This window comes from Pseudomonas sp. 14P5.3.2 (assembly GCF_057799175.1).
In genome coordinates this window covers 101,486-127,558 of the sequence record NZ_JBYOKU010000006.1, presented here as the reverse complement: position 1 = coordinate 127,558, position 26,073 = coordinate 101,486, and the positions used below count along the sequence as shown (strand labels likewise).

Genomic DNA, 26,073 nt, shown 5'->3' with positions numbered 1-26,073 from the left:
TGGCATGGACAGCCACAGTAAAGAGCGGACCCCATGAAACGCCAGCCACTCGACGACAGCTTCAAGGTCAATCGCAACCCCGTTACCCTGCGCGAAATCGTGCTGGATAAACTGCGTAGCGCGATCATGAATTTCCAGCTCATGCCCGGCGATCGTCTGGTGGAGCGCGATCTGTGCGATCGCCTCGGTGTCAGCCGTACATCGGTGCGCGAAGCCTTGCGTCACCTGGAGTCCGAAGGTCTGGTCGAGTTCGCCGATGCCAAAGGCCCACGGGTGGCGATCATCACCCTCGCCGATGCGGTCGACATCTACGAGCTGCGCTGCGTGCTCGAAGGCCTGATCGTCCAGCTGTTCACCCTGCGCGCCAAGGCCAAGGACATCAAGGCCCTGGAAAAAGCCCTCGACGAGAACCGCAAGGCACTCAAGGACGGCGAACTGCAACAGGTGATCGACTCGGTGCAGGGCTTCTACGACGTGCTGCTCGAAGGCTCGGGCAACCATGTCGCGGCCACTCAACTGCGCCAGTTGCAGGCACGCATCAGCTACCTGCGGGCGACTTCGGTGTCCCAGGAAAACCGTCGCGGCGCGAGTAATCAGGAAATGGAAAAAATGGTCGAGGCGATCAAGAGCGGTGATGCGCTGGCGGCGCATCAGGCCTGCGTCGATCACGTGCGCGCCGCGGCCGCCGTGGCCCTCGATTACCTCAAACGCAAACAGGAAGAGACCGGCGCGACGCCGAACATCACCCTGCCGATCGCGCTGAAAGAACCGCGCATAGGTCACTGACATGTTCAGCCCGAGCTTTTGCCCGAAATGCGGTGGCCCTGACCTCGGTCAGCAGGTACCGCCGGGCGATACGCACGAGCGCCTGATGTGCCGCGGCTGCGGCTATATCCACTACGTCAATCCGAAGATCATCGCCGGCTGCATCATCGAGCAGGACGGCAAATACCTCTTGTGCCAACGGGCGATCCCCCCGCGTCCGGGCACCTGGACACTGCCGGCCGGCTTCATGGAAAGCGGCGAGACCACCGAGCAGGCGGCGCTGCGTGAAGTCTGGGAAGAAAGCGGCGTGCGCGCGGAAATCGTCTCGCCCTACTCGATTTTCAGCGTGCCGAAGATCAGCGAGGTGTACATCATCTTCCGCGCCCTCGCGCTGGAGATCACCGGCCAGTTCGGCCCGGAAACCCTGGACTACAAATTCTTCGCCCCCGAGGACATTCCGTGGGACAAGATCTATTACCCGGCGATCCGGCAGATCCTCGAGCGCTATATCGAGGAGCGTCAGGCCGGGGTGTATGGGATCTATATGGGCAATGATGACAGCGGGAAAATCCACTTTATCCGCTGAGGATTACCGTTTCCCCTGTGGGAGCGGGCTTGCTCGCGAATGCGGTCAATCATTCAACATTTCTATCGACTGACACGACGCCTTCGCGAGCAAGCCCGCTCCCACAGGGGATTTGGGGTGTTACTTAAAGTGGAGCAATGCCCTCGACAATGACGATCTCCGCCCTCGCCCATTCCTCGCGATAACTTTTCGCCTCCTGATACGCCGCCGAGTGGTAGCACGCCAGCGCCTGCTCGTAGCTCTCGAACTCGATCACCACGCTACGCTGAGGCGTAGCCCTGCCCTCCAGCGCTTGGCTGCGCCCGCCCCTGGCCAGAAACTTGGCGCCGAATTCGGCAAACGCCTTTGGTGCGCGCTGGGTGTATTGGCTGTAGTACTCGGCATCGTCGACATCCACGTGGGCAATCCAGTACGCCTTCATAGTGACCTCTTTGTTGATTTTGTATTATGGTATACCAATATATTTCCAACAAACCCTGAGAGTCCAGCATGGCCTTCAACAGCATCGAAGAAATCCTCGAAGATTATCGCCTCGGCAAAATGGTCCTGCTGGTCGATGACGAAGATCGGGAAAACGAAGGCGACCTGCTGCTGGCCGCCGACTGCTGCACACCTGAGGCGATCAGCTTCATGGCGCGTGAGGCGCGCGGGCTGATTTGCCTGACGCTGACCGACGACCACTGCCAGCGCCTGGGCCTTGAGCAAATGGTGCCGAGCAACGGCAGCGTGTTCAGCACCGCGTTTACCGTGTCGATTGAAGCGGCAGTCGGCGTCACCACCGGCATCTCTGCGGCTGACCGCGCGCGAACGGTCGCTGCCGCGGTGGCAAAAGACGCCCGTGCTGAAGACCTGGTGCAACCCGGGCACATCTTCCCGCTGCGCGCCAAAGAAGGTGGGGTGCTGACCCGCGCCGGCCACACCGAGGCCGGATGCGATCTGGCGCGCCTCGCCGGTTTCACCCCGGCCTCGGTGATCGTCGAGGTGATGAACGATGACGGCACCATGGCCCGCCGCCCGGATCTGGAAGTATTCGCCCGTAAGCACGGGATCAGGATCGGCACCATCGCTGACTTGATCCACTACCGTCTGAGCACCGAGCACACCATTGAACGCATCGGCGAGCGTGAACTGCCGACGGTGCATGGCACGTTCCGCCTGATCACCTTTGAAGACCGCATCGAGGGCGGCGTGCACATGGCGATGGTCATGGGCGATCTGCGTCGCGAAGAGCCGACGCTGGTGCGCGTGCATGTGATCGATCCGTTGCGTGATCTGGTCGGCGCCGAATACAACGGGCCGAGCAACTGGACGCTGTGGGCGGCGCTGCAGCGGGTCGCGGCTGAAGGGCACGGGGTTGTGGTGGTGTTGGCCAATCATGAATCGTCCCAGGCGCTGCTGGAGCGCGTGCCGCAATTGACCCAGCCGCCGCGACAGTTCAGTCGTTCGCAATCGCGGATTTACTCCGAGGTCGGTACTGGGGCGCAGATTCTGCAGAATCTGGGGGTGGGCAAGCTGCGGCATCTGGGGCCGCCGCTCAAATATGCGGGGCTGACCGGGTATGACCTGGAGGTGGTGGAGAGTATCCCCTTCAGCGAATAACCCCACAGAACACCACGTTCCCCTGTGGGAGGGGGCTTGCTCCCGAAGGCGCCGTATCAGTCGACATCAATGTTGAATGACCCAACGCATTCGCGAGCAAGCCCGCTCCCACAAGGGGTTTTGCGTTTCAGACCCATTTCCTCGAACGACAAAAAAGGGCTCCGCCAGATAACCGGTAAGGCAAAGTGCTTGCACAAAGTTTGGAATACCATAATATGATATTCCATAGACCGAACGACCTGAAAAACCGTCCGGCTACTGCTCCCGACAGGCGGGCAACAACGCAAGCCCGCTCAAAAACACAACAATGAGGGCGTGAAAATGGTGTTGAACAAAGCTGCAACCGCAATCCTTTTTGCGGGACTGCTGAGCGTGACCGGCCAGGCTGCAATGGCCGCCGAAAGCGTGAACTTCGTCAGCTGGGGCGGTAGCACCCAGGATGCGCAGAAACAGGCCTGGGCCGATCCGTTCAGCAAGGCCAGTGGCATCACCGTGGTGCAGGACGGCCCGACCGACTACGGCAAACTCAAAGCCATGGTCGAAAGCGGCAACGTGCAGTGGGACGTGGTCGATGTCGAAGCCGATTTCGCCCTGCGCGCCGCCGCCGAAGGCCTGCTCGAACCCCTCGACTTCAAAGTCATTCAGCGCGACAAGATCGACCCGCGTTTCGTCAGCGATTACGGCGTCGGCTCGTTCTTCTTCTCCTTCGTCCTCGGCTACAACGAAGGCAAGCTCGGCGCGGCCAAGCCGCAAGACTGGACCGCGCTGTTCGACACCAAGACCTACCCCGGCAAACGCGCCCTGTACAAATGGCCAAGCCCCGGCGTGCTCGAACTGGCGCTGCTGGCCGACGGCGTGCCGGCCGACAAGCTCTACCCGCTGGACCTTGATCGCGCCTTCAAGAAACTCGACACCATCAAGAAAGACATCGTCTGGTGGGGCGGCGGCGCGCAGTCGCAGCAACTGCTGGCCTCCGGTGAAGCGAGCATGGGCCAGTTCTGGAACGGCCGGATTCACGCCCTGCAAGAGGACGGCGCCCCCGTCGGCGTGAGCTGGAAGCAGAACCTGGTCATGGCCGACATTCTGGTGATTCCAAAAGGCTCGAAAAACAAGGACGCGGCGATGAAGTTTCTGGCCAACGCCAGCAGTGCCAAAGGCCAGGCCGACTTCTCCAACCTGACCGCCTACGCCCCGGTCAACGTCGACAGCGTGGCGCGCCTGGACTCGGTGCTGGCCCCGAACCTGCCGACTGCCTACGCTAAGGATCAGATCACTCTTGATTTCGCGTACTGGGCCAAGAACGGTCAAGCCATCGCGACACGGTGGAACGAATGGCTGGTCAAATGAAAATGGCGGCCACCGCGTCCCGTCCCTCCACTGCCACCGGGAGCGCCACGAGCGCTGCCGGTCCGGCCACAGGCAAGGCGAGTGCAATGGCGCAAGCCCCGTCCCTCAGACAACGCTGGCGCGGCGCCGGCAACCTCGTCCCGGCACTGCTGTTCCTCGGCCTGTTCTTTCTCGCGCCGTTGATTGGCCTGCTGTTGCGCGGCGTGCTGGAACCGACCCCGGGCCTTGGCAACTATGAACAACTGTTCGCCAACTCGGCGTATGCACGGGTGCTGCTCAACACCTTTTCGGTGGCCGGACTGGTAACGATTTTCAGCCTGTTGCTGGGCTTTCCGCTGGCCTGGGCGATCACCCTGGTACCGCGCGGCTGGGGCCGCTGGATTCTCAACATCGTGCTGCTGTCGATGTGGACCAGCCTGCTCGCCCGCACCTATTCGTGGCTGGTGCTGCTGCAAGCCTCGGGCGTGATCAACAAGGCGCTGATGGCGCTGGGGATCATCGATCAGCCGCTGGAAATGGTGCACAACCTGACCGGCGTGGTGATCGGCATGAGCTACATCATGATCCCGTTCATCGTCCTGCCGTTGCAGGCGACCATGCAGGCCATCGACCCGATGATTCTGCAGGCCGGCTCGATCTGCGGCGCCAGTCCGTGGACCAACTTCTTCCGGGTGTTCCTGCCGCTGTGCCGGCCAGGTCTGGCGTCCGGTGGGTTGATGGTGTTCGTGATGTCGCTCGGGTACTACGTCACCCCGGCGCTGCTCGGCGGGGCGCAGAACATGATGCTGCCGGAGTTCATCATTCAGCAGGTGCAATCGTTCCTCAACTGGGGCCTGGCCAGTGCCGGCGCCGCGTTGCTGATCGCGATCACGCTGGTGCTGTTCTACTTCTACCTGAAGCTTCAGCCGGAATCCCCGGTTGGCGCCAGCAACGCGAGGTAAGCCGAGATGCTCCTGACTCCCAATGCCATGAGCCGGCGGATGCGCTTCGGCTTGTATGCAACCACCGGGCTGATCGGTTTGTTCCTGCTGTTGCCGATCGTGTTCATCGTCCTGCTGTCGTTCGGCTCGTCGCAGTGGCTGGTGTTCCCGCCGCCGGGCTGGACGCTGAAATGGTACGGCCAGTTCTTCTCCAACGCCGACTGGATGAACGCCGCTGCGGCCAGCCTCAAGGTTGCCGTGCTGACCACGATCTGCGCCGTGGCCCTCGGTCTGCCAACCGCGTTTGCTCTGGTGCGCGGACGCTTCCCCGGTCGGGAAATGCTCTACGGCCTGTTCACCCTGCCGATGATCGTGCCGCTGGTGATCATCGCGGTGGCGGTGTACGCGTTGTTCCTCAAGCTCGGTTACACCGGGACCCTGTTCGCCTTCGTCGTCAGCCATGTGATCGTCGCGCTGCCGTTCACCATCATCTCGATCATCAACTCGCTGAAGCTGTTCGATCAGTCGATTGAAGACGCGGCGGTGATCTGCGGCGCCTCACGCTTGCAAGCGGTGTTCAAGGTGACGTTCCCGGCGATCCGCCCGGGCATGGTCGCCGGCGCCCTCTTCGCCTTTCTGGTGTCGTGGGACGAAGTGGTGCTCAGCGTGATGATGGCCAGCCCGACCCTGCAAACCCTTCCCGTGAAAATGTGGACCACCCTGCGCCAGGACCTGACCCCGGTGATCGCCGTCGCTTCGACGCTGCTGATCGGCCTGTCGGTGTTGGTCATGGTGATCGCCGCCGCGCTGCGCCGGCGCAACGAAATCAGCGCCTGAGCGCCCAGGAGTACGACATGAGTGCCGTGATCAAAGACGCATCCCAGCAGAACGACAAACCCCTGGTCAGCCTGCGCAATCTGAACAAGCACTACGGCGACTTTGCCGCCGTCGACAACATCTCGCTGGACATCAAGGACGGCGAGTTCCTGACCTTCCTCGGCTCCAGCGGCTCGGGCAAAAGCACCACGCTGTCGATGCTCGCCGGCTTCGAAACCCCGAGCAGCGGCGAGATCCTGGTCAACGGTCAGTCGCTGGTCAACGTGCCGCCGCACAAACGCGACATCGGCATGGTGTTCCAGCGTTATTCGCTGTTCCCGCATCTGTCGGTGCGCGACAACATCGCCTTCCCGCTGGCGATTCGCAAACTCGCTGCCGCCGAACGTGACAAGCGCGTCGATGCGATGCTGAAACTGGTGCAGCTCGAACAGTTCGCCCATCGCCGCCCTTCGCAGTTGTCTGGCGGACAACAGCAACGCGTCGCCATCGCCCGGGCGCTGGTCTATGAGCCACGCATCCTGCTGATGGACGAACCGCTCGGCGCGCTGGATAAAAAACTGCGTGAAGACTTGCAGGATGAACTGCGCCAGCTGCATCGGCGCCTGGGCATCACCATCGTCTACGTCACCCACGATCAGGAAGAGGCCATGCGTCTGTCGCAGCGCATCGCGATTTTCAGTCACGGCAAGATTGTTGGTTTGGGCAGCGGTTATGACCTGTATCAGAACCCGCCGAATGCGTTTGTTGCGTCGTTCCTCGGCAACTCGAACTTCCTCAAGCTCAAGGCCCAAGGCAATGCGGCGGCGAGCTTTGAGGGGCAGTCGTTGTCGATTCGCCTGACTGCCGGCTTGCACACCGAGCAGGATGTGCTGCTGATGGTGCGCCCGGAAAAAGCTGTGGCGCTGAGCGTGCAGCAGGCGAGCGACGAGCCGTTGGCCGCCGGTTGGAATGAAGTGTCGGCCAAGGTCATGGAGGTGCTATTTCTTGGCGAAAGCCAGACCTGCAGCGTGGTGACGTCGGGCGGTACTTCGATGACGGTTAAAGCGCTGTCGGCGGCGGGCATGCCGCTCAAGGCTGGCGATCCGGTGCGAGTGCGCTGGGCGACGGCGGATGCCTGCGTCTACACCGAATGGACCGATAGCGACCTCAACAAAGCCGCCGGCGCCCACTGAGGATCCCGGTAACCCCGCAAATCCCCTTGTGGGAGCGGGCTTGCTCGCGAAAGCGGTGTGTCAGTCACTGTTTATGTTGAATGACACACCGCCTTCGCGAGCAAGCCCGCTCCCACAGTTTTTTTGTGGCGCTCAGCTAATCGGTGCAAACCCTTCAATCTGATCCGGCCACGCCGTCAGGATTTCAAAACCCGTCTCGGTCACCGCGACCATATGCTCCCACTGCGCCGACAGCGAGCCATCCTTGGTCAGCACCGTCCAGCCGTCCGGCATGTTCTTCACATGGCGCTTGCCGGCATTGAGCATGGGTTCGACGGTGAAGATCATCCCCGCCTTGAGCTTCATGCCCTGATTGGGAAAGCCGTAATGCAGGATCTGCGGCTCATCGTGATACACCTTGCCGATCCCGTGGCCGCAATACTCGCGCACCACGCTGAAACCTTCGCTCTCCGCCAGACTCTGGATCGCATGACCGATGTCGCCCAGCGTCGCGCCCGGACGCACCATGCGGATGCCCGCACACATCGCGTCGTAGGTGGTCTTGATCAGGTGTTGTGCTTCAGGCGTCGCCTCGCCGACCACGTACATGCGGCTGGTGTCACCGAACCAGCCATCCTTGATCACCGCGATGTCGAGGTTGACGATGTCGCCATCCTTCAGCGGCGTGCCCGAGGGGATGCCGTGGCACACCACATCGTTGACCGAGGCGCAGACGGTTTTCGGGAAGCCGTGATAACCGACGTTGGCCGGAATCGCTTTCTGCACGTTGACGATGTAGTCGTTGCACAACCGATCCAGCTCATCGGTGGTCACCCCGGCCTTGACGTGCGGCACCAGCATCGCCAGTACGTCGGCGGCCAGCTTGCCGGCAGCACGGGACTGGGCGATTTCGGCGGGGGTATTGATCTTGATCTGGTTTCTCATGCGCTGACGGCTTCCTGAGTCAGTTGATGCAGATCCAGCCCGCCGTTCTGTTCGGCGCGGATCAGCAAGCGGCAAATGGCGCTGTGGTCGAGGTTGGGGTGCAGCTCGGCGAGCATGCCGATGCGCATCCAGTGCTCGGCCTGCGCGTTGATCGAGCGGCTGAGCGCGTTGCTGGAGATGCGCAGGTTCTCGTGCATGTCTTCTGAAATCTTTACGATGCCCATATCCGAATCCGATACAAAGTGTATATGGATCGTATATTAGCCAGACGACGCCCACGATTGCAAACCTTGCGTAGGATTGCCAAATCACGGGCAAAAAAAAGCTGCCCAAAGAGGCAGCAAAAACTTTAAGAACACGCGATGTATTGGGCTCAGGATAGTCGCCGGATAATGACAGTGTCATGACAGCCGATAATTCACTGAACCGCCCCTGCCCCGTCATCAGGATGTCATCAACCGCACCGCAGAATCCTCGCAAACCGTCTTGAGCCTTCGACGGATGCTTTGCAGGGATTCCCATGAAAGAAGACGCCTCGCTGTTTGCCGCCATCGACCTGGGTTCGAATGCGTTTCGGATGATGATCGGCCAGTCGGTGCGCAGTCGTAAGGGTTTCATGATTCAGGAGGTCAAAACCCTGCGTGAACCGGTGCGGTTGGCCGAAGGCTTCGACGGCGGTGCGCTGGACGAAATGGCGCTGGATCGTGGCTGGCAGGCGCTGGCGCGGTTCGGCAAGAAACTGCGCGGGTTCGAGGCCGGCAAGGTGCGGGCAGTGGCGACCAGCGCGGTGCGCGAGGCCGACAATGCGCAGTTGTTTCTGCACAGTGCCGAACGCCATCTGGGTTTTCGCATCGACGTCATCTCCGGCCATGAAGAAGCGCGACTGGTGTATGCCGGCGTCGCCCATACCCTGCCGGGCGCCGAAGACATGCGCCTGGTGGTCGACATCGGCGGTGGTTCCACCGAGCTGATTCTCGGCCAGGGTTCGCAGCCGCTGCTCACCGAAAGCATCGCCATCGGCAGCGGCACTCTGGGTGCACGCTACTTCCCTGACGGACGGATTGCGCCCGGTGCGCTGCAGGAAGCCGAGCGCGTGGCGATCCTGCAATTCGAGAAAGTCGCCCGCCGTTATCGCGCTCAGGGCTGGCAACAGACCATTGGCTCGTCGGGCACGGCGCGGATGCTGGCCAAAGTGCTCAAGGCCAATCGCTTGAACGATTTCGGTCAGGACGGCATTACCTACGGCGGACTGTTGCGCCTGTCGCTGTTGCTGCTGAAAGTGAAGAACGTGCAGCAGCTGAAACTCGCCGGTCTGCAGCCGCATCGCCAGAGCATTTTGCCCGGCGGATTGGTGCTGATGCTGGCGGCGTTCAAGGTGTTTGGCATTTCGCAGATGGTGCCTTCGGAACCGGGGCTGCGCCTGGGTGTGTTGCACGGCTTGATGAGCCGTCACTGACACCCTACACACTCCAGTGTGGGAGCGGGCTTGCTCGCGAAGGCGGAGTGTCAGTCGAAAATTATTTAGCTGACACTCCGCTTTCGCGAGCAAGCCCGCTCCCACAGAGACAGAGTTAGCGCTTTACGCCAGTTCTTTGCGCAACTGGCGGGCAGCGGTAACCATGTGCACCAATGCCGCTTCTGTCTCCGGCCAGCCACGGGTTTTCAAGCCGCAATCCGGATTGACCCACAACCGCTCCGCCGGAATCCGCTGCGCCGCCTTGCGTAGCAGGTTGGCCATTTCCGAAGCATCCGGCACCCGTGGCGAGTGGATGTCGTAGACGCCCGGGCCGATCTCGTTCGGGTAATCGAAGGCCTCGAACGCCTCCAGCAGTTCCATGTCCGAGCGCGAGGTTTCGATGGTGATCACGTCGGCGTCCATGGCGGCGATGGACTCGATCACATCATTGAATTCGCTGTAGCACATGTGCGTGTGGATCTGGGTTTCGTCGCGTACACCGGAGGCACACAGGCGGAACGCTTCGGTTGCCCAGTCCAGATAGTGCTGCCATTGCGCGCGCCGCAGCGGCAGACCTTCGCGGAATGCGGCTTCGTCGATCTGCACGATCCTGATCCCGGCGGCTTCCAGATCCACCACTTCGTCACGTAGCGCCAGCGCCAGTTGCCGCGCCTGCACTTCACGGGACACATCTTCGCGCGGGAACGACCACATCAGCATGGTCACAGGACCCGTCAGCATGCCTTTCATGACCTTGCCGGTCAGGCCCTGCGCGTAGCGGATCCACTCCACGGTCATGGCTTGCGGACGGCTCAAATCACCGAAGATCACCGCTGGTTTCACGCAGCGCGAACCGTAGCTCTGTACCCAGCCAAAACGGGTGAACGCGTAGCCGTCGAGTTGCTCGGCGAAGTACTCGACCATGTCGTTGCGCTCGGCTTCACCGTGCACCAGCACATCAAGGCCCAACTGTTCCTGGATTTGCACGGCGTGGCGAATTTCGCTGTACATGGCTTCGGTGTATTCGGCTTCGCTCAGTTTGCCTTGCTTGAACGACTGCCGCGCCAGACGGATCGACGCGGTTTGCGGGAACGAACCGATAGTCGTGGTCGGAAACAGCGGCAGATCAAGACCGGCGCGTTGTTGGGCGATGCGCTGGGTAAATGGCGATTGGCGCTGGCTGTCCTGCGCGGTAATGGCCGCCACACGGGCCTGCACCGCCGGTTTATGAATGCGTGGCGAGGCGGCGCGGCTGGTCTGCACCGAGCGGCTTTGGGCCAGGGCGCGCAGCACTTTCGGCGCTTCCGGCTCGTTGACCGCCTGCGCCAGCACCGCGACTTCCTCGCACTTCTGCACGGCAAACGCCAGCCAGCTTTTCAGCTCCGCATCGAGTTTGTCTTCGCGGCCCAGATCCACCGGGCTGTGCAGCAACGAGCAGGACGGCGCGACCCACAGGCGATCACCCAGACGCTCATGTGCGTGCTGCAAAGTCGCCAGCGCATGTTCCAGGTCGCAGCGCCAGACGTTGCGGCCGTTGACCACACCCAGCGACAGCACTTTGTAGGCCGGGAGGCGATCAAGGATGGTCGGATACTGTTCCGCTGCACGCACCAGATCGATGTGCAGGCCATCGACCGGCAGATTGGCGGCCAGACCGAGGTTTTCTTCCAGACCACCGAAGTAGGTGGCGAGCAGTTTCTTCAGCGGATCACGCTGGATCTGGTTGTAGGCACGCTCGAAAGCGTTCTTCCACTCCTGCGGCAGATCGAGCACCAGAATCGGCTCGTCGATCTGCACCCATTCCACGCCGAGGGCGGCAAGCCGCGCGAAAATCTGCCCGTACAGCGGCAGCAGGCGATCAAGCAGTTCCAGCTTGTCGAACTCGGCGCCTTTGGCCTTGCCCAGCCACAGATAAGTCAGTGGGCCGATGATCACCGGTTTGACGTTATGCCCCTGTGCGCGGGCTTCTTCGACCTCTTCGAACAACTGCTCCCAGCCGAGCTGGAACTGTTGATCAACGCTGAATTCCGGGACCAGATAGTGGTAGTTGGTGTCGAACCACTTGGTCATTTCCTGCGCGTGCGCACCGCCGCAGCAGCTGTCGCTGACGCCACGGGCCATGCTGAACAGGGTCTGCAGGCTGGCCTTGCCATCGTGCGGACGGAAACGCTCGGGGATCACCCCGAACATCAGTGAGTGGGTCAGCACCTGGTCGTACCAGGCGAAATCCCCCACCGGCAGCAGCTCGATCCCGGCGTTCTTCTGCAACGCCCAGTGGGCCTTGCGCAACTCGCGACCCACTTCACGCAGGCCGGCCTCGTTCAGTTCTCCTTTCCAGAACGCCTCTTGCGCTTTTTTCAGTTCGCGGTCGCGACCGATGCGCGGAAATCCGAGGGAATGGGCCAATGCCATGACAAACAACTCCAATGTCTTATTGATGGCGGCCATTGTCGGGATCGAGCGCTAGTGAGACAAACTCATTTTAATCTTGATGATCACAAGTTTCCCTCATGATCAGCTATCAGCTGTGTGCTCGCTGAAAACACCGTTTGCTCTGCAGGATATTCGTCCGCAAATCAAGCTGTGGCGGACGGTTACGACGCCCTTTGAATACTCAATGGCGCCTTGATGTAAACCCTCTGGAACCCAGCCTTTGCAGGCTTCGATTCTGTTCTATGGTTAGATCGAAATGGCTGTATCGGCGGCTGACTAAAGGTTGCGACAGATCATGTCTGCGCCTATGTTGCACGCGAGCTTTTCCCCGCGAATGGAACGCGATCAACACCACTACAAGAGGTGAAGAAATGTCAAAGGATTCACGCCCTGCCGTACTTGGGCTGATCGGCAATACGCCGCTGGTACAAGTTACCCGCTTCGATACCGGCCTCTGCACACTGTTTCTCAAACTGGAATCACAAAACCCCGGCGGCTCGATCAAGGACCGCGTCGGTCTGGCGATGATCGATGCCGCTGAACGCGACGGCCGCCTGCAACCGGGTGGCACCATCGTTGAGGCCACTGCCGGCAATACCGGTCTGGGCCTGGCACTGGTCGGTCGCGCCAAAGGCTACCGCGTGGTGCTGGTAGTCCCGGACAAAATGTCCACCGAGAAAGTCCTGCACTTGAAAGCCATGGGCGCCGAAGTGCACATCACCCGCTCGGACGTCGGCAAGGGCCACCCCGAGTATTACCAGGACGTGGCCGCACGACTGGCAAAAGACATTCCCGGCGCGTTCTTCGCCGACCAGTTCAACAACCCCGCCAACCCGCTGGCACACGAGTGCAGCACCGCGCCAGAAATCTGGGCGCAGACCGAGCATGATCTGGACGCGATCGTGGTCGGTGTCGGTTCCTCCGGCACCCTGACCGGCCTTAGCCGCTTCTTCAAACGCGTACAACCGGATCTGGAGATGGTCCTCGCCGACCCGGTCGGTTCGGTAATGGCTCAGTACAGCCGCGACGGCACGATGCCGACCCCCGGTTCGTGGGCGGTGGAAGGCATCGGCGAAGATTTCATTCCGTCGATCACCGACCTCAGCAGCGTGCGCCACGCCTACTCGATCAGCGATGAAGAAAGCTTCGACCACGCGCGCCAGTTGCTGCGCGCCGAAGGCATTCTCGGTGGCTCGTCGACCGGCACCCTGCTCGCCGCCGCGCTGCGTTACTGCCGCGAACAGACCGAGCCGAAACGCGTGGTCAGCTTCGTCTGCGACACCGGTACGCGTTATCTGTCGAAGGTCTACAACGACCAGTGGATGACCGATCAGGGCCTGTTGCAGCGCAAACGCTATGGCGACCTGCGCGATCTGATCGCCCGGCGTTTCGAAGATGGCCGCGTGATCAGCGTCGGCCCTGACGACACCTTGCTGACGGCGTTCCAGCGCATGCGCCTGGCGGATGTCTCGCAGTTGCCGGTGCTGGTTGAAGGCAAACAACTGGTCGGCGTGATCGACGAATCGGACATCCTGCTGCCCGTGCACGAAGACGCCGCGCGCTTCAGTCAGTCGGTCTCCAGCGTAATGACCGACAAACTGCAAACCCTCGCCCCCGGAGCGCCCCTTTCTGAGCTGGAATCGGTACTCAGTCGCGGCCTGGTGGCGATCATCGCCGACGCCTCGGGCTTCCACGGCCTGATCACCCGCACCGACATGCTCAACCAATTACGGAGATCCCTCGCATGAGTCAGCACGACGATAAATCCCAAGGCTTCGCGACCCGGGTGATCCACGCCGGGCAAGAGCCTGACCCGACCACCGGTGCGCTGATGCCGCCGATCTACGCCAACTCGACGTACCTGCAAGACAGCCCCGGCGTGCACAAGGGCTTCGACTACGGGCGCTCGCACAACCCGACGCGCTTTGCCCTGGAGCGCTGTGTGGCCGATCTGGAAGGTGGCACCCGCGCCTTCGCTTTCGCTTCCGGGCTGGCGACGATTTCCACTGTCCTCGAACTGATCGATGCCGGATCGCACGTGATCTCCGGCAATGACCTGTACGGCGGCACGTTCCGCCTGTTCGACAAGGTGCGTCAGCGCAGTGCCGGGCATCGTTTCAGCTACGTCGATCTGACTGACTTGTCGGCGTTCGAAGCGGCGCTGCAGGACGACACACGCCTGGTGATTGTCGAGTCACCGACCAACCCGCTGCTGAGCCTGTCGGATCTGGCCGCGATTGCGCGCATCTGCCGTGCACGCGGGATCATCAGCGTCGCCGACAACACCTTTGCCAGCCCGTACATTCAGCGCCCGCTGGAACTGGGTTTCGACATCGTGTTGCACTCGACCACCAAGTACCTGAACGGTCACTCCGACGTGATCGGTGGTATCGCAGTGGTTGGGCAGAACCCTGAACTGGCGGAAAAACTCGGCTTCCTGCAAAACGCGGTCGGCGCAATCTCCGGTCCGTTCGATGCATTCCTGACCCTGCGCGGGGTAAAAACCCTGGCGCTGCGCATGGAACGTCACTGCAGCAACGCGCTGGAACTGGCCAAGTGGCTGGAGCAGCAACCGCAGGTCAAACGCGTCTACTACCCGGGCCTGCCGTCGCACCCGCAGCATGAGTTGGCCAAACGGCAGATGCATGGTTTTGGCGGGATGATCTCGGTGGATCTGAACAGTGATCTGGAGGGCGCACGGCGTTTTCTGGAAAACGTGAAGATCTTTGCCCTGGCCGAAAGCCTCGGCGGTGTCGAAAGCCTGATCGAGCACCCGGCGATCATGACCCACGCGACCATTCCCGCTGAAACCCGCGCCAAACTCGGAATCGGCGATGGCCTGGTGCGTCTGTCGGTGGGTGTCGAAGATCTCGAAGACCTGCGCGCCGATCTGGCGCACGCACTGACGAAAATCTGATCCTGCAACAACGACAAAGCCCGCAGCAATGCGGGCTTTGGTGTTCGAGTAGGCGGCCAGTGCTGGTCTCTGGCTTACAAGGTTTATCGGGCCTCTCACAGTACGAACAAACCTCTCCTTGCAACCATTCAATGTTGCACTTTGAACCAAGCATTGCAGGCCACCATGCGGAAATAGTGGCACTTAGCCTTGCCTCCGGGCAGAATCACTGGTCGGCGGAATATGCCCCAGGCACGTCGCGCTATTCACAGATCCGGCTCGAAATCCCAAGTCTATTTACTTTATATCTGCGCAATGAAAATGGAGTGTTCATGCAAACCTGGATAGCAATCGCTATAAGTTTCGTCGTAATCATTTGTGCATTCATGTTTCTTGCCTGGGTTCTGACGTCTGCACTTGAAGACTATTTCAAATCAAAATGGGAGAAGGATTTCAACGAAGACTTGATTCTGGCCATCAAAAACAGCCAGCCTTCATGGCCGCAAATCCTGCAAATTGCCGCTTCTCGCCAGGTCAGGAACGAGCGCATCTATTGGATTCTGCAACGACTGCTCAGGGAAATACTGACAGGAAGAAACACCGAGTTGAGTGCACACAGAGATTTGGTAGAAAGCTATATCGCACAGATGAAAGAGACGGAGCCTTTCGAGGGAATGCCCAAGGAAATAAGAATCCACCTTGAGCGCCTGCGAGAGCAGTTGACGACCCCTGCACAGTCCATGGAACCGTTAGCCAACCAAATACGTGAACTGCTCGCCGTAAACGACAAAGAACGAAAGCAACAGAAGTACTACACGACAGGCGGATTTTTTATCGGTATTTTTGGACTCGCTTTTGCGATCTATCCATTGGTGTCTCCAAATACACCCTCGCCGCCCGAGACAGCGAGCACGCAATCGACATTGTCTGCCCCTCAGCGACCAGCCCCCCAACAGGACACTCTTTCCGGAAAATAGCGGGCGGCCGGCTATGTATTCGATTACACCAGATGTTCTAGCGCTGCGTAGCCTTCGGCGTCGTTGAGAAGGATATTGATCAGTTCGGCAGGTGCGAGATTGAACGACTCAGTCTTATAAGTCATGGCGAATACGCTTCTGGCCAGAATCGCACCAGCCGAAGTCAGCATTGCTTGGTCGCCCGAGCTTTCACGATCCGGAAAAAACGCCGACATGGTCGCGGTTCCCAGCGCACACATGCCTCGCGACGGACTAAAGTAATCCCAATGCCAGCGTCCTTTTGAAGGGCAATACGTCGGATTATCGTCACCCAGCATGCCCCCCCACTCGTCGCTATCCCACATCCACTGAGCCGGGAGTAACAATCGCGGTTGCTGCCCAGTTTGAAACACCCGCACTTCATGAGTACGTGCAGTCCCCCATAACTCCATGTTCTGACGCCTGAAATAAGCGTTGGCCCGCTGGCGCAGATCATATGCCTTGAGCCTTTCCGCAATATTGGTGCTCACTTGTGCCTGCGTCGCTCCGTCAGCTACACCGAGTAATAAAGAGCTCAAGTCCAAACCGCGCTCATGTAACGGATGAACATTCAGGTAAGCCCTGCCTGCCAGCGGCTCTGGCAAGTCCGCTGAGCTATCGGCGTCGAAAATCAATGGAATGATCCTGACGCCAACGTGATCAGCGATTTGCGTCAGCATCTGCAGTTCTCGATGCAAGCCAGAGTTGACCCGCTGCGCTGCGACCAGATAGTCGCTGTCACAAATACAAAACACATTGATCGGCCGTTGCTCTAGCGCACGTGCAATGACGTTGTCGATCGATTCACCGAATCCAATACTGTCCCGATCCCAGAACACTCGATATTTCCAATCAAGAGGCTCGATAATGCGCTGGCGTAACCATTCCTTTTGCTGCAGCGACCCACCCCACGCATAGGAAATAAAAATCGCGTCCTTTTTTTCCTCTTTCAGCATTCGAACAGATTCCTTTTAGTATGAGTGTCACCGGCAGCCAGAATCGTGAGAGCAGGATAATGTCCGAGCAACAGTCTATAAACTCTCATTCAACGCATCACTCGCGGCGTCTTAATGATTTCGCATTCCGTCGCTACGGCGAGATCCCTTTCAGCGAGGCATAAAAGCGTCGGGGATCAACTTCGCCATCGGTTCCGTCACTGACAACAGCTCCGGCCGTTTTGCCTGATCCCAATTGAACCCCGGCAAAACTGGATATCGGCGATGGCATTGTGCGTTTTTCGGTGGATCTCGAAGACCTGCGCGCCGATCTGGCGCACGCACTGACGAAAATCTGATCCTGCAACAACGACAAAGCCCGCAGCAATGCGGGCTTTGGTGTTCGAGTAGGCGGCCAGTGCTGGTCTCTGGCTTACAAGGTTTATCGGGCCTCTCACAGTACAAAAGCAACCATGGAAAAAGAGCGGTGCTCTGCTGCCTCACACGGCATAAGGGCTGGATCTCAGCGCGGAGATCTTTCTAACCGTGTACCCTTCGGAACGCGCCCCACGTCCCCTTGCTATCCGCTTGCGCATCAGTCTGCGTCTTCGCCTACATCCTTGAGCCTAGCAAAAGCCACAAGATCCGCCTCGGTGTTTTTAGACTGATTTCCTTTTTTGCACTGGCCTGCAAGGAAGCTAAACGACTATCGCCTCGGGTCGCACTAGCACATTTGTGCTAATCGACCGCCCCGCCACCCGGCGTTATATTCCCTCGCAACCCCCGATGCTCCCCAACATTGCCGCTGTGCAGTGCGCGGGATCGTTGTGCCTGGAAATCAGAACAACACCAAGGAAGAAACACCATGAAACTGCATTCCAACCTCTGCAGAGTGGCCATCGTCAGCGCTCTGCTGCTTGGCGCCAGCGGCTGCCAGACCGCCAAGCCGACCGAAGCCAGCATGAAAGAGCGCGCCCAGACCGTCATCGGTAAACCGGTGTCGAAAATCGACAACATCCGCAGCGACAGTACCCTCACCTACTACACCGCCTACACCCCGGCCGGCGAATACAACTGCGAGTTGCCCAGCGGCGCGATTGTCGCCGTGGCGAGCATGGGCATCATGAGCCCGCCACTGTCGTGCCTGCCGAAAGGCGCCTCGCCGATTCCGTTCCAGTAATCCCTCATCCCCGGTAAAGGACTACGTTCCATCATGAAAACCCTGATCGCAACTCTCACCCTCACCGCCCTCGCCCTGAGCGGCTGCGCCACGCCCAAACAATGGGAAGCCACCGGCGGCAGCAAGAACGACGGTGTCGTCCAGGTCTCCTACGAATTGGGCCAGTTTGAAAGCGGCCAGACCAACGCCGCGCAAGGCCTGACTGTCGCGATGGAGCGCTGCAAGACCTGGGGCTACAAGAACGCCGAGGTGACCGGTTCGGAGAAAAATATCTGCCGCACCATGGGCCAGTTCAACTGCCTGCAAACCACCATCACTCAGGACTACCTCTGCAAGCGTTGAAATCAGACCTGCGCAACCGGCTCGGTTTGCCGGTCGCGCAGGGTTCGCAAGGTCGCGCGCAGCTCGGCCGGGCGTACCGGTTTGGACAGGATGGCAATTTGGCGGTCGTGCAAGGCCGCCTGTATTTTCTCGATGTCATGCCCGGTGATGATCATCGCCGGCACCGCAAAACCACGCTGGCGCCGCACAGCGTCAATGCACTCGATACCCGTGGAATGCGTTCCCAGATCGTAATCGGCGACGATGATGTCGCAATCGGTGACCAGACCCTGTCCGCTCAACTCGCCCTGCACCACGCAGCCCCAGCGCTCCAGCAGCGCGGACGTCGCCAGCAGCACGTTGCGGTCATCTTCCACCAGACACACCTTCAACCCGGTCAACAGGCCGGCCTGCCGCACATCGTCACGATTGACTGGCAACTGGGGTGCCATGGCCAGCGGCAAGCCGTACAGCGTGACCGCCGTGCCGCGCCCAAGCTGCGAGCGCAACGCGACATCGACGCCAATCAACTGCCCCAGACGCTTGACGATCGACAGCCCGAGGCCGACGCCTTCCACGTCTTTGTCGCGCACCTGACGCACCCGATAAAACTCCTCGAAGACCCTCGGCAGGTGCTCCTCGGCAATGCCGTTGCCGCGGTCATAAATCACGATGGCCAGCCCGCCGCCGCGTTTGCGCACGCCGATCAGCACCGGGCGTTGCGCGCCGTACTTGAAGCAGTTGGAGAGCACGTTTTGCACCAGGGTCGCGAGCACCGCCGGATCGCTCTGCACCCAGTGTTTGCACGGGCGCAGACGCAACTCCACGCCGGCCCAGCGCGCGGCCTCGGCGTTCTGGCGGATCAGATCGGCCAGCCACTCGCCGAGATTGAACACCTGCAGCCTCGGCAGGATGCGCCCGTTGTCGAGGGTGTAAAGGTCGAGAATCGAACGGAACAACTGCGAGACGTTGAGCAACGAACGGTCGATGTTGTCGACCAGTTGCCGCTCCTGCTCGCCCAGCCGCGACTCGCGCAGGCACGCCGTAAACAGACCGATGGAGTGAATCGGTTGACGCAGATCGTGACTGGCCTGGGCGAGAAACCGCGACTTCTCCAGATTGGCCGCGACGGCTTCTTCCGACGCCTTGCGCGTACGCTCCAGCAGCAAGTGCGCGTAGAACGGGATCACCGTGCTGGTGAGCATCAACATCAACACCATGAACGGTTGCGCCTGCCACACCGGCGTCAAGCGATACACCGCCAGCAGCGCCACCAGCGCCAGACCGGTGGCAATCGCCAGATAGCGCGAGCCGTAGCGCATGCCGTTGCCCAGATTGACCCAGATGATCACCGCGTACAGCGGCAACGCCGCTTCACCGCCGAGCACCAGGCCGAAACAGGTGCCGGTGTAATCATGGACCATGCCGAAAATCCGCCGCGCCGGGTAATGCCCGGGCCAGCGCGCAATGGCCTGGCGCAAGCCGACCGACACCAGCAGAAACACGAAGATGTAAGTCACTACCGGCAGATAAGTATCGAAGCGCTGACCCGGCAGCAAACCGAGCACGCCGATGTAAACCATGGCAATGCTGGCGATGATGATCCGCAGATTGGCCTGGTCGAGTTCGGTGTTTTTCTCGAACTTCATGGGCAACGTCCTTGTGCAACAGTCGTCAGATTCAACACCAATCGACAGGCGACCCTGGCGTGCGGTGCTATGGTGCATGCCATAAACAACACTGATCCAGGGAGGGTCACGCCATGACATGCCGCATCATCATAGCCGACGATCACCCGATGTTTCGCGAGGCCATGCTGCGCACCGTGCAGCGCCTGCTGCCCGAAGCGACTATCGAAGAAGCCGGTGACCTCGACGCCGTGCTGGCCTTGCTGCCCAACGGCAGCGAGCCGGACACGTTGATTCTCGACCTGCGCTTCCCTGGCCTGACCTGCATCAGCCAACTCGCCGACCTGCGCCGAAAACTGCCGCGCACCACGCTGATCGTGGTGTCGATGGTCGACGACGAGGCGCTGATCGGTGAAGTGATGGCGGCCGGCATCGACGGTTTCATCGGTAAGAACATCGCCCCGGATGAGATCGGCGAAGCGATTCTGGCGATTCGTGAAGGCGAAGTGCTGGTCAGGTTTGCGCCTTCCGGGCTGTTGCCGCTGGAGACCGGTACCGCCCTCACCCCGCGTCAGCAGGATGTGTTGCGGCTGATCGCCCAAGGCAAGACCAACAAGGAAATCGCTCGGGAACTGGATATCTCGCCGTTCACCGTGCGCATCCATGTGTCGTCGTTGTTGCGCACACTCAATGTGCCGTCGCGGGCAGCCGCGGCGGTGAAGTATTCGGGAGGTAGTGGCGCAATTTAAATGAACCCTGCGCGCCGAGGCTCACCTAACTGAAAGACCATCAGGAGGTAGCCCATGCAAATTGAACCCGTCTGGATCGTACTCGCCGTCGTTCTTGTGCTCATTGAATTGTGGGCGATCAACCGGGTGCGCAAAAGCGCCGGTAAAGGCAGCAACAAAGGCGTGTGGATTATCGCCATCGTGTTCGTGCCGTTGTTTGGCCTGATTGCCTGGGCACTGGCCGGGCCAAAACACGTTACTCAGGATTGACACAACAAAATCCCCTGTAGGAGCTGCCGAAGGCTGCGATCTTTTGATCTTGAAAGTCAAAAGATCGCAGCCTTCGGCAGCTCCTACAGGGAAGCAGTGTTTATGGATCAACTTGCGCCATCAACTCCGGCACCGATTCCGGCCGCTTGGCATAACGCTGCGCCAGCACCGCACAAACCATCAGCTGAATCTGATGGAACAGCATCAGCGGCAGAATCAACACGCCGATGGTGCTGCCGGCAAACAACACCTGCGCCATCGGCACGCCGGTGGCCAGGCTCTTTTTCGAGCCGCAGAACAGAATGGTGATGCGATCCTCCTGACTGAAGCCGAACGCCTTGCCCAGCAGGGTCGACGCCAGCAGCACCAGCGCCAGCAGGATGCAGCAGACCACCACCAACCCCAGCAGATCGACCACCGGAATCTGATGCCAGATGCCTTCGTTGACCGCCTCGCTGAACGCGCTGTAAACCACCAGCAGAATCGAACCCTGATCGACAAACTTCAGCCAGTTCTTGTTGCGTCCGACCCATGCGCCGATCCAGCGCCGAGCGATCTGCCCGGCAATGAACGGCAGCAGCAGTTGCACGCTGATCTTCAGGATCGCATCGAGGGTCGAGCCGCCATCGCCGTGTACGTTCAACAGCAGGGTGACCAGTAACGGCGTGAGGAAGATCCCGAACAGGCTCGAGGCCGCCGCACTGCAGATCGCTGCCGGAATATTGCCCCGGGCCAGAGAGGTGAAGGCAATCGCCGACTGCACGGTGGCGGGCAACGCGCAGAGGTAGAGCATGCCCATGTACAGCTTGTCGCCGATCAGCGGAGACAGCAGCGGTTTCAATGCCAGGCCGAGGATCGGGAACAGCACAAAGGTCAGGCCGAACACCAGCAGATGCAGGCGCCAGTGGCCGGCACCGGCGATGATTGATTCACGCGACAGTTTGGCGCCGTGGAGGAAGAACAGCAGCGCGATGGCAATGTTGGTCAGCCAGCCAAACCCCACCGCGACCTGCCCGCTGGCCGGCAGGAAACTGGCCAGCAGCACGACGCTGATCAGGGTCAGGGTGAAGTTGTCGGGCAGGAATCTTGGGCGGGTCATGGTTTGCTCATCCGGGGGTTGCCAGTACGTGATTGCGACTCTAACGTGAGTGGGAATTACCGACTAACGCCGAAGAGCCAACAGATGCCGCCTAAAGGACATGAGAAAAGCTTCCGGCGCAGCATTCCCGGACTGCCCAGCCTGCCGCGTCCGCTATACGGGCGCACCGAATCGCTGCCCAATCGTGCACTGACCCGGCGCCACAGTCACCCGTGGGTGCAATTGTCGTACGCGATTCAGGGCGTGCTCGAAGTGCAGACCGGCGCTGGACGCTTCGTTGCCCCACCGGAGCGCGCTGTGTGGATTCCGGCGGGCGTACCGCACCGTGTGTTCAGCTCGCCGCACACGGAAATGCGCAGCCTGTACATCGACTGCAGCGTGGCCGGCTGGGCGCTTGAACGTTGTCATGTGTTGGGCGTCAGCGACCTGTTGCGCGAGCTGATTCGCGCGTTCAGTCTGGTTCCGGTGGAGTACGATGAGCGCGGCGCGCATGGCCGCCTGGCCCAGGTGATCCTCGATCAACTGGCCGAGGCGCCGCAGATCGACCTGATGCTGCCACTTCCCCAGGACAGCCGTCTGCGACAGATCTATCAAAGCCTGGAGCAACATCCGGAACAGCAGACCACGCTGCACCATTGGAGCGAAAAATTCGGCGTCACCGAAAAAACCCTCAGCCGCCTGTTTTTACGTGACACCGGCCTGACCTTCCGTGCCTGGCGTCAGCGCTTGCGATTGCTCGGCGCACTGACCCCGCTGGAACGTGGCGAACGCGTCACCGACGTGGCTCTGGCCTGCGGTTATGACTCGACCTCGGCGTTCATCGCGGCCTTTCGGCAACAGTTTGGCGAGACGCCGGGAGAATTTTTTCGTTGAGTTTTGTCGATATTTATCGAATTAGCACATGCCATTCGGCAAAGTTCAGGGTAGAGTTTCGTCCATACGAAATTCTCTATGCGTTTCGACCATAACCATAATGACCCACCCCTTTAGCGAACCTGTCGGCGGTAACAGCATGATCGAAGTCACTGAAGTCTCCATTGCTCAATTACGCGCGGCGCTCGAAGCCGGCCAGACCACCGCGGTTGAACTGGTGCAGGCCTATCTGGCCCGGATCGACGCCTATGACGGCCCGAACACCGCCACTGCACTGAATGCCGTGGTCGTACGCAATCCCGAAGCACTGGCAGAGGCCCAGGCGTCCGATGCACGCCGCGCCAAGGGCGAAACCCTCGGCCCGCTCGACGGCATCCCTTACACCGCCAAGGACAGCTATCTGGTCAAGGGGTTGACCGCCGCTTCCGGCAGCCCGGCATTCGCCGATCTGGTGGCACATCGCGACGCCTTCACCATCGAACGCCTGCGTGCCGCCGGAGCGATCTGCCTGGGCAAGACCAATATGCCGCCGATGGCCAATGGCGGCATGCAACGTGGCGTCTATGGCCGTGCCGAAAGTCCGTACAACGCGGCCTACCTGACCGCGCCGTTTGCTTCCGGCTCGTCCAACGGTGCCGGCACCGCCACTGCCGCGAGTTTTTCGGCGTTCGGCCTGGCGGAAGAAACCTGGTCGAGTGGTCGCGGCCCGGCGTCGAACAACGGTTTGTGCGCCTACACGCCGTCACGCGGGGTGATTTCGGTGCGCGGCAACTGGCCGCTGACGCCGACCATGGACGTGGTGGTGCCGTACGCCCGAACCATGGCCGACCTGCTCGAAGTGCTCGACGTGGTAGTCGCTGAAGACCCTGACACCCGTGGCGATCTGTGGCGCCTGCAGCCGTGGGTGCCGATCCCGAGCGTCGACTCGGTGCGCCCGGCCTCCTACGCCGAGCTGGCCGTGAAGTCCAATGCACTGGCCGGCAAACGCCTCGGCGTGCCGAAGATTTACATCAACGCCGATCCTGAAGCCGGGACCAGCGAAGCGCCGGGTATTGGCGGCCCGACCGGGCAGCGGATCAACACCCGCGCTTCGGTGATCGACCTGTGGAAACAGGCCCGCGCCGCGCTGGAAGCGGCCGGCGCCGAAGTCATCGAAGTAGACTTCCCACTGGTCTCCAACTGCGAAGGCGATCGTCCGGGCGCACCGACCGTGTTCAATCGCGGCATCGTCTCCAAGGAGTTCCTGCACCACGAACTGTGGGATCTGTCGGCCTGGGCCTTTGATGATTTCCTGCGCGCCAACGGCGATCCGAAGCTCAATCGCCTGGCCGATGTCGACGGACCGAAGATCTTCCCGCACGACCCGGGCACCCTGCCCAACCGTGAGGGCGACCTGGCCGCCGGCATGGACGAATACGTGCGCATGGCCCAACGCGGCATCACCCCGTGGGACCAGATCCCGACCCTGCCGGACGGCCTGCGCGGCCTGGAAAAGACCCGCAAGCTCGATCTGGAAGACTGGATGGATACGCTGAAACTCGACGCGGTGCTGTTCCCGACCAACGCCGACGTTGGCCCGGCGGATGCCGATATCAATCCGGAATCGGCAGACATCGCCTGGAGCAACGGCATCTGGGTCGCCAACGGCAACCTGGCGATCCGTCACCTCGGCGTTCCGACCGTCACCGTGCCGATGGGCATCATGGCCGACATCGGCATGCCGGTCGGCCTGACCTTCGCCGGTCGCGCCTACGATGACTCGAACCTGTTGCGTCTGGCCTCGGCGTTTGAGGCGACTGGCTCGAAGCGCAAGGTGCCACCGCGCACTCCGGCGCTGACTGCAGGCAAGTAAGCGAACACGGACGGGATTGAGGCCGCAAAAGGTCTCAATCCCCGTCGCGGCTATTGCCCCCTCCCTGATCACAACACTTCGCTTTTCCCGAACTATCCATCAGAAATAAGCGATTTTTCTTACAACCAAACTCGCCGCTAGCATGGCCCTGCCTGACCCTAATTCAATAAAAGCCAGGGAGCCAGCCATGCCAACCACCAACATCAACATCGGCGAACCATGGATGTGGGGCGCGTTTATCGTCTTCGTCCTCGCCATGCTTGCGCTGGACCTGTTCGTCTTCGGCGGACGCAAGGCACATCGCGTTTCAGTGCGGGAAGCGTCCTGTTGGGTGATCGCCTGGTGCGCACTGGCCATGGCCTTCGCCGGTTTGCTCTGGTGGTATCTGCACGGTGAGTTCGGCGCCGAGATTGCCCAGCGCAAGACACTGGAATTCCTCACCGGTTATTTGATCGAGCAGTCGCTGTCGATCGACAACATGTTCGTCTTCGTGATGATTTTCAGCTACTTCGCCGTGCCGCCGGAATTGCAACGCAGAGTGCTGCTGTATGGCGTACTCGGGGCGATCGTGATGCGCGCGGCGATGATCTTCGCCGGGGTGTGGCTGGTGTCGCAGTTCGAGTGGCTGCTGTATGCCTTCGGCGCATTTCTGATCTTTACCGGGATCAAGATGCTGATGTTCGCCGAGCAGCAACCGGACCTCGATAAAAACCCGTTGCTGCGCTGGGTACGCGGGCACATGCGGATCACTCAGGGCTTTCATGGCGAACGCTTTTTCGTGCGGCAGAACGGCGTGCGCTGGGCGACGCCGATGTTCCTTGTACTAATGCTGATCGAAGCCAGCGACCTGATGTTCGCGGTCGACAGCATCCCGGCGATCTTCGCGGTCACTACCGATCCGTTCATTGTCTTCACCTCGAACATCTTCGCAATCATGGGCCTGCGCGCGCTGTACTTCCTGCTGGCAGACATGGCCGACCGCTTTCATCTACTCAAATACGGACTGGCGATTGTGCTGGTGTTCATCGGCGGCAAGATGACGCTGATGCCTTGGTTTCACATGCCGGTGGAATGGTCACTGGCGGTGGTGGGCGGAGTGATTCTGGGGTCGGTGTTGTTGAGTCTGGTGATGAGTAAAAACGCGCCACAAAGCCTGTAGGAGTGAGCCTCCTCACAATGCGGAGCGACATTCAATAAAGGTGTCGGCTGACCCGACGCCTTCGCGAGCAAGCCCGCTCCCACAGGTGATAGTCGGTG

General features: G+C 60.5%; 25 protein-coding genes. 18 read left to right on the top strand and 7 right to left on the bottom strand.

The genetic code is table 11. The features are described 5' to 3' along the window. Nucleotides 1-33 precede the first annotated feature (33 nt). Both AC27VU_RS07090 and AC27VU_RS07085 read left to right on the top strand, forming a co-directional pair. Nucleotides 34-786 carry a GntR family transcriptional regulator gene (locus AC27VU_RS07090; protein WP_045122494.1) on the top strand — a complete coding sequence of 251 codons (753 nt, stop codon included), beginning with the start codon at nt 34-36 and terminating at the stop codon, nt 784-786. Between the two features lies 1 nt (nt 787). Continuing rightward, nucleotides 788-1,351 (top strand): NUDIX hydrolase, encoded by a 564-nt coding sequence (locus AC27VU_RS07085; protein ID WP_003225717.1) that lies wholly within the window; start codon nt 788-790, stop codon nt 1,349-1,351. 124 nt (nt 1,352-1,475) lie between these two features. Here the strand turns inward: AC27VU_RS07085 and AC27VU_RS07080 are convergent, their stop codons facing one another. Then, nucleotides 1,476-1,772 (bottom strand): DUF1330 domain-containing protein, encoded by a 297-nt coding sequence (locus AC27VU_RS07080; protein WP_488723761.1) that lies wholly within the window; start codon nt 1,770-1,772, stop codon nt 1,476-1,478. A 68-nt stretch (nt 1,773-1,840) separates the two neighbouring features. On the opposite strand from AC27VU_RS07080, the gene ribBA reads away from it, so the two are divergent. The 5 genes from ribBA (at nt 1,841) to AC27VU_RS07055 (ending at nt 7,226) form a co-directional block, all read left to right on the top strand. Next, entirely contained in the window at nt 1,841-2,950 is a 1,110-nt protein-coding gene (gene ribBA / locus AC27VU_RS07075; RefSeq protein WP_488723760.1) for a bifunctional 3,4-dihydroxy-2-butanone-4-phosphate synthase/GTP cyclohydrolase II, read from the top strand. A 321-nt stretch (nt 2,951-3,271) separates the two neighbouring features. Beyond that, complete coding sequence (locus AC27VU_RS07070; protein ID WP_003225720.1) at nt 3,272-4,297, top strand: ABC transporter substrate-binding protein; 1,026 nt, start codon at nt 3,272-3,274, stop codon at nt 4,295-4,297. Further along, nucleotides 4,294-5,238 carry an ABC transporter permease gene (locus tag AC27VU_RS07065; protein ID WP_003225721.1) on the top strand — a complete coding sequence of 315 codons (945 nt, stop codon included), beginning with the start codon at nt 4,294-4,296 and terminating at the stop codon, nt 5,236-5,238. The genes AC27VU_RS07070 and AC27VU_RS07065 overlap by 4 nt, the downstream gene beginning before the upstream one ends. 6 nt (nt 5,239-5,244) lie before the next feature. Next, entirely contained in the window at nt 5,245-6,054 is an 810-nt protein-coding gene (locus AC27VU_RS07060) for an ABC transporter permease (RefSeq protein ID WP_003225722.1), read from the top strand. Between the two features lie 17 nt (nt 6,055-6,071). Further along, complete coding sequence (locus AC27VU_RS07055; protein ID WP_103520848.1) at nt 6,072-7,226, top strand: ABC transporter ATP-binding protein; 1,155 nt, start codon at nt 6,072-6,074, stop codon at nt 7,224-7,226. A gap of 132 nt (nt 7,227-7,358) precedes the next feature. Here AC27VU_RS07055 and map read toward each other — a convergent pair whose 3' ends face one another. Both map and AC27VU_RS07045 read right to left on the bottom strand, forming a co-directional pair. Further along, entirely contained in the window at nt 7,359-8,150 is a 792-nt protein-coding gene (gene map, locus AC27VU_RS07050) for a type I methionyl aminopeptidase (RefSeq protein ID WP_103520847.1), read from the bottom strand. Then, the gene (locus AC27VU_RS07045) at nt 8,147-8,374 is read right to left on the bottom strand and encodes a ParD-like family protein (RefSeq protein ID WP_003225727.1); all 228 of its coding nucleotides are present in this window, start codon (nt 8,372-8,374) and stop codon (nt 8,147-8,149) included. The genes map and AC27VU_RS07045 overlap by 4 nt, the downstream gene beginning before the upstream one ends. Before the next feature lie 296 nt (nt 8,375-8,670). Between AC27VU_RS07045 and AC27VU_RS07040 the strand changes: the two genes are divergently transcribed. Continuing rightward, nucleotides 8,671-9,606 carry a Ppx/GppA family phosphatase gene (locus AC27VU_RS07040; RefSeq protein WP_003225729.1) on the top strand — a complete coding sequence of 312 codons (936 nt, stop codon included), beginning with the start codon at nt 8,671-8,673 and terminating at the stop codon, nt 9,604-9,606. Between the two features lie 123 nt (nt 9,607-9,729). On the opposite strand, the gene metE is transcribed toward AC27VU_RS07040, so the two are convergent. Further along, nucleotides 9,730-12,018: a 5-methyltetrahydropteroyltriglutamate--homocysteine S-methyltransferase gene (metE, locus tag AC27VU_RS07035; RefSeq protein ID WP_488723759.1), complete on the bottom strand. Its 2,289-nt coding sequence runs from the start codon at nt 12,016-12,018 to the stop codon at nt 9,730-9,732. Nucleotides 12,019-12,410: 392 nt separating this feature from the next. Here metE and AC27VU_RS07030 point away from each other — a divergent pair, with 392 nt between their 5' ends. The 3 genes from AC27VU_RS07030 (at nt 12,411) to AC27VU_RS07020 (ending at nt 15,912) form a co-directional block, all read left to right on the top strand. After that, a complete protein-coding gene (locus AC27VU_RS07030) occupies nt 12,411-13,787 on the top strand; it encodes a pyridoxal-phosphate dependent enzyme (protein ID WP_003225732.1) in 1,377 nt (458 codons plus the stop codon). Then, the gene (locus tag AC27VU_RS07025; RefSeq protein ID WP_103520846.1) at nt 13,784-14,956 is read left to right on the top strand and encodes a cystathionine gamma-synthase; all 1,173 of its coding nucleotides are present in this window, start codon (nt 13,784-13,786) and stop codon (nt 14,954-14,956) included. Before AC27VU_RS07030 ends, AC27VU_RS07025 begins: the two co-directional genes overlap by 4 nt. 131 nt (nt 14,957-15,087) lie before the next feature. Further along, nucleotides 15,088-15,912, top strand: coding sequence for a hypothetical protein (locus AC27VU_RS07020; RefSeq protein WP_488723758.1), 825 nt, complete (start codon nt 15,088-15,090; stop codon nt 15,910-15,912). Nucleotides 15,913-15,935: 23 nt separating this feature from the next. Here the strand turns inward: AC27VU_RS07020 and AC27VU_RS07015 are convergent, their stop codons facing one another. Next, on the bottom strand, nt 15,936-16,886 hold the full coding sequence (locus AC27VU_RS07015) for a TIR domain-containing protein (RefSeq protein ID WP_103486692.1): 951 nt from the start codon (nt 16,884-16,886) through the stop codon (nt 15,936-15,938). 844 nt (nt 16,887-17,730) lie between these two features. Between AC27VU_RS07015 and AC27VU_RS07010 the strand changes: the two genes are divergently transcribed. Both AC27VU_RS07010 and yecR read left to right on the top strand, forming a co-directional pair. Beyond that, on the top strand, nt 17,731-18,045 hold the full coding sequence (locus tag AC27VU_RS07010) for a hypothetical protein (RefSeq protein ID WP_003225735.1): 315 nt from the start codon (nt 17,731-17,733) through the stop codon (nt 18,043-18,045). Between the two features lie 33 nt (nt 18,046-18,078). Beyond that, entirely contained in the window at nt 18,079-18,387 is a 309-nt protein-coding gene (yecR, locus tag AC27VU_RS07005) for a YecR family lipoprotein (protein WP_003225737.1), read from the top strand. Between the two features lie 2 nt (nt 18,388-18,389). Here the strand turns inward: yecR and AC27VU_RS07000 are convergent, their stop codons facing one another. Beyond that, nucleotides 18,390-20,015, bottom strand: a complete 1,626-nt coding sequence (locus tag AC27VU_RS07000; protein WP_488723757.1) for an ATP-binding response regulator — start codon at nt 20,013-20,015, stop codon at nt 18,390-18,392. 113 nt (nt 20,016-20,128) lie between these two features. Between AC27VU_RS07000 and AC27VU_RS06995 the strand changes: the two genes are divergently transcribed. Together AC27VU_RS06995 and AC27VU_RS06990 are read left to right on the top strand one after the other, a co-directional pair. Further along, on the top strand, nt 20,129-20,743 hold the full coding sequence (locus AC27VU_RS06995) for a LuxR C-terminal-related transcriptional regulator (protein ID WP_488723756.1): 615 nt from the start codon (nt 20,129-20,131) through the stop codon (nt 20,741-20,743). A 54-nt stretch (nt 20,744-20,797) separates the two neighbouring features. Continuing rightward, nucleotides 20,798-20,992 (top strand): PLDc N-terminal domain-containing protein, encoded by a 195-nt coding sequence (locus tag AC27VU_RS06990; protein WP_003225742.1) that lies wholly within the window; start codon nt 20,798-20,800, stop codon nt 20,990-20,992. Nucleotides 20,993-21,092: 100 nt separating this feature from the next. On the opposite strand, the gene AC27VU_RS06985 is transcribed toward AC27VU_RS06990, so the two are convergent. Then, nucleotides 21,093-22,091 carry a bile acid:sodium symporter family protein gene (locus AC27VU_RS06985; protein ID WP_103483297.1) on the bottom strand — a complete coding sequence of 333 codons (999 nt, stop codon included), beginning with the start codon at nt 22,089-22,091 and terminating at the stop codon, nt 21,093-21,095. 84 nt (nt 22,092-22,175) lie between these two features. Between AC27VU_RS06985 and AC27VU_RS06980 the strand changes: the two genes are divergently transcribed. The 3 genes from AC27VU_RS06980 (at nt 22,176) to AC27VU_RS06970 (ending at nt 25,975) form a co-directional block, all read left to right on the top strand. Continuing rightward, nucleotides 22,176-22,964: an AraC family transcriptional regulator gene (locus AC27VU_RS06980; protein WP_488723755.1), complete on the top strand. Its 789-nt coding sequence runs from the start codon at nt 22,176-22,178 to the stop codon at nt 22,962-22,964. A gap of 139 nt (nt 22,965-23,103) precedes the next feature. Continuing rightward, complete coding sequence (locus tag AC27VU_RS06975) at nt 23,104-24,816, top strand: amidase (protein ID WP_488723754.1); 1,713 nt, start codon at nt 23,104-23,106, stop codon at nt 24,814-24,816. Nucleotides 24,817-25,003: 187 nt separating this feature from the next. Next, nucleotides 25,004-25,975: a TerC family protein gene (locus AC27VU_RS06970; RefSeq protein WP_488723753.1), complete on the top strand. Its 972-nt coding sequence runs from the start codon at nt 25,004-25,006 to the stop codon at nt 25,973-25,975. Nucleotides 25,976-26,073: the final 98 nt, after the last annotated feature.

What these genes read in the sequence shown, in the direction of transcription:
- AC27VU_RS07065 (WP_003225721.1), top strand. Translation starts at nt 4,294, where the DNA reads ATGAAAATGGCGGCCACCGCGTCCCGTCCCTCCACTGCCACCGGGAGC.
- AC27VU_RS06970 (WP_488723753.1), top strand. Translation starts at nt 25,004, where the DNA reads ATGCCAACCACCAACATCAACATCGGCGAACCATGGATGTGGGGCGCG.
- AC27VU_RS07080 (WP_488723761.1), bottom strand. Translation starts at nt 1,772, where the DNA reads ATGAAGGCGTACTGGATTGCCCACGTGGATGTCGACGATGCCGAGTAC.
- AC27VU_RS07000 (WP_488723757.1), bottom strand. Translation starts at nt 20,015, where the DNA reads ATGAAGTTCGAGAAAAACACCGAACTCGACCAGGCCAATCTGCGGATC.
- metE (WP_488723759.1), bottom strand. Translation starts at nt 12,018, where the DNA reads ATGGCATTGGCCCATTCCCTCGGATTTCCGCGCATCGGTCGCGACCGC.
- AC27VU_RS06985 (WP_103483297.1), bottom strand. Translation starts at nt 22,091, where the DNA reads ATGACCCGCCCAAGATTCCTGCCCGACAACTTCACCCTGACCCTGATC.
- AC27VU_RS07045 (WP_003225727.1), bottom strand. Translation starts at nt 8,374, where the DNA reads ATGGGCATCGTAAAGATTTCAGAAGACATGCACGAGAACCTGCGCATC.
- map (WP_103520847.1), bottom strand. Translation starts at nt 8,150, where the DNA reads ATGAGAAACCAGATCAAGATCAATACCCCCGCCGAAATCGCCCAGTCC.
- AC27VU_RS07020 (WP_488723758.1), top strand. Translation starts at nt 15,088, where the DNA reads ATGTTGCACTTTGAACCAAGCATTGCAGGCCACCATGCGGAAATAGTG.
- AC27VU_RS07070 (WP_003225720.1), top strand. Translation starts at nt 3,272, where the DNA reads ATGGTGTTGAACAAAGCTGCAACCGCAATCCTTTTTGCGGGACTGCTG.
- AC27VU_RS06990 (WP_003225742.1), top strand. Translation starts at nt 20,798, where the DNA reads ATGCAAATTGAACCCGTCTGGATCGTACTCGCCGTCGTTCTTGTGCTC.
- yecR (WP_003225737.1), top strand. Translation starts at nt 18,079, where the DNA reads ATGAAAACCCTGATCGCAACTCTCACCCTCACCGCCCTCGCCCTGAGC.
- AC27VU_RS07090 (WP_045122494.1), top strand. Translation starts at nt 34, where the DNA reads ATGAAACGCCAGCCACTCGACGACAGCTTCAAGGTCAATCGCAACCCC.
- AC27VU_RS07030 (WP_003225732.1), top strand. Translation starts at nt 12,411, where the DNA reads ATGTCAAAGGATTCACGCCCTGCCGTACTTGGGCTGATCGGCAATACG.
- AC27VU_RS07060 (WP_003225722.1), top strand. Translation starts at nt 5,245, where the DNA reads ATGCTCCTGACTCCCAATGCCATGAGCCGGCGGATGCGCTTCGGCTTG.
- AC27VU_RS07085 (WP_003225717.1), top strand. Translation starts at nt 788, where the DNA reads ATGTTCAGCCCGAGCTTTTGCCCGAAATGCGGTGGCCCTGACCTCGGT.
- AC27VU_RS06980 (WP_488723755.1), top strand. Translation starts at nt 22,176, where the DNA reads ATGCCGCCTAAAGGACATGAGAAAAGCTTCCGGCGCAGCATTCCCGGA.
- AC27VU_RS07010 (WP_003225735.1), top strand. Translation starts at nt 17,731, where the DNA reads ATGAAACTGCATTCCAACCTCTGCAGAGTGGCCATCGTCAGCGCTCTG.
- AC27VU_RS06995 (WP_488723756.1), top strand. Translation starts at nt 20,129, where the DNA reads ATGACATGCCGCATCATCATAGCCGACGATCACCCGATGTTTCGCGAG.
- AC27VU_RS07040 (WP_003225729.1), top strand. Translation starts at nt 8,671, where the DNA reads ATGAAAGAAGACGCCTCGCTGTTTGCCGCCATCGACCTGGGTTCGAAT.
- AC27VU_RS07015 (WP_103486692.1), bottom strand. Translation starts at nt 16,886, where the DNA reads ATGCTGAAAGAGGAAAAAAAGGACGCGATTTTTATTTCCTATGCGTGG.
- AC27VU_RS07055 (WP_103520848.1), top strand. Translation starts at nt 6,072, where the DNA reads ATGAGTGCCGTGATCAAAGACGCATCCCAGCAGAACGACAAACCCCTG.
- AC27VU_RS07025 (WP_103520846.1), top strand. Translation starts at nt 13,784, where the DNA reads ATGAGTCAGCACGACGATAAATCCCAAGGCTTCGCGACCCGGGTGATC.
- AC27VU_RS06975 (WP_488723754.1), top strand. Translation starts at nt 23,104, where the DNA reads ATGATCGAAGTCACTGAAGTCTCCATTGCTCAATTACGCGCGGCGCTC.
- ribBA (WP_488723760.1), top strand. Translation starts at nt 1,841, where the DNA reads ATGGCCTTCAACAGCATCGAAGAAATCCTCGAAGATTATCGCCTCGGC.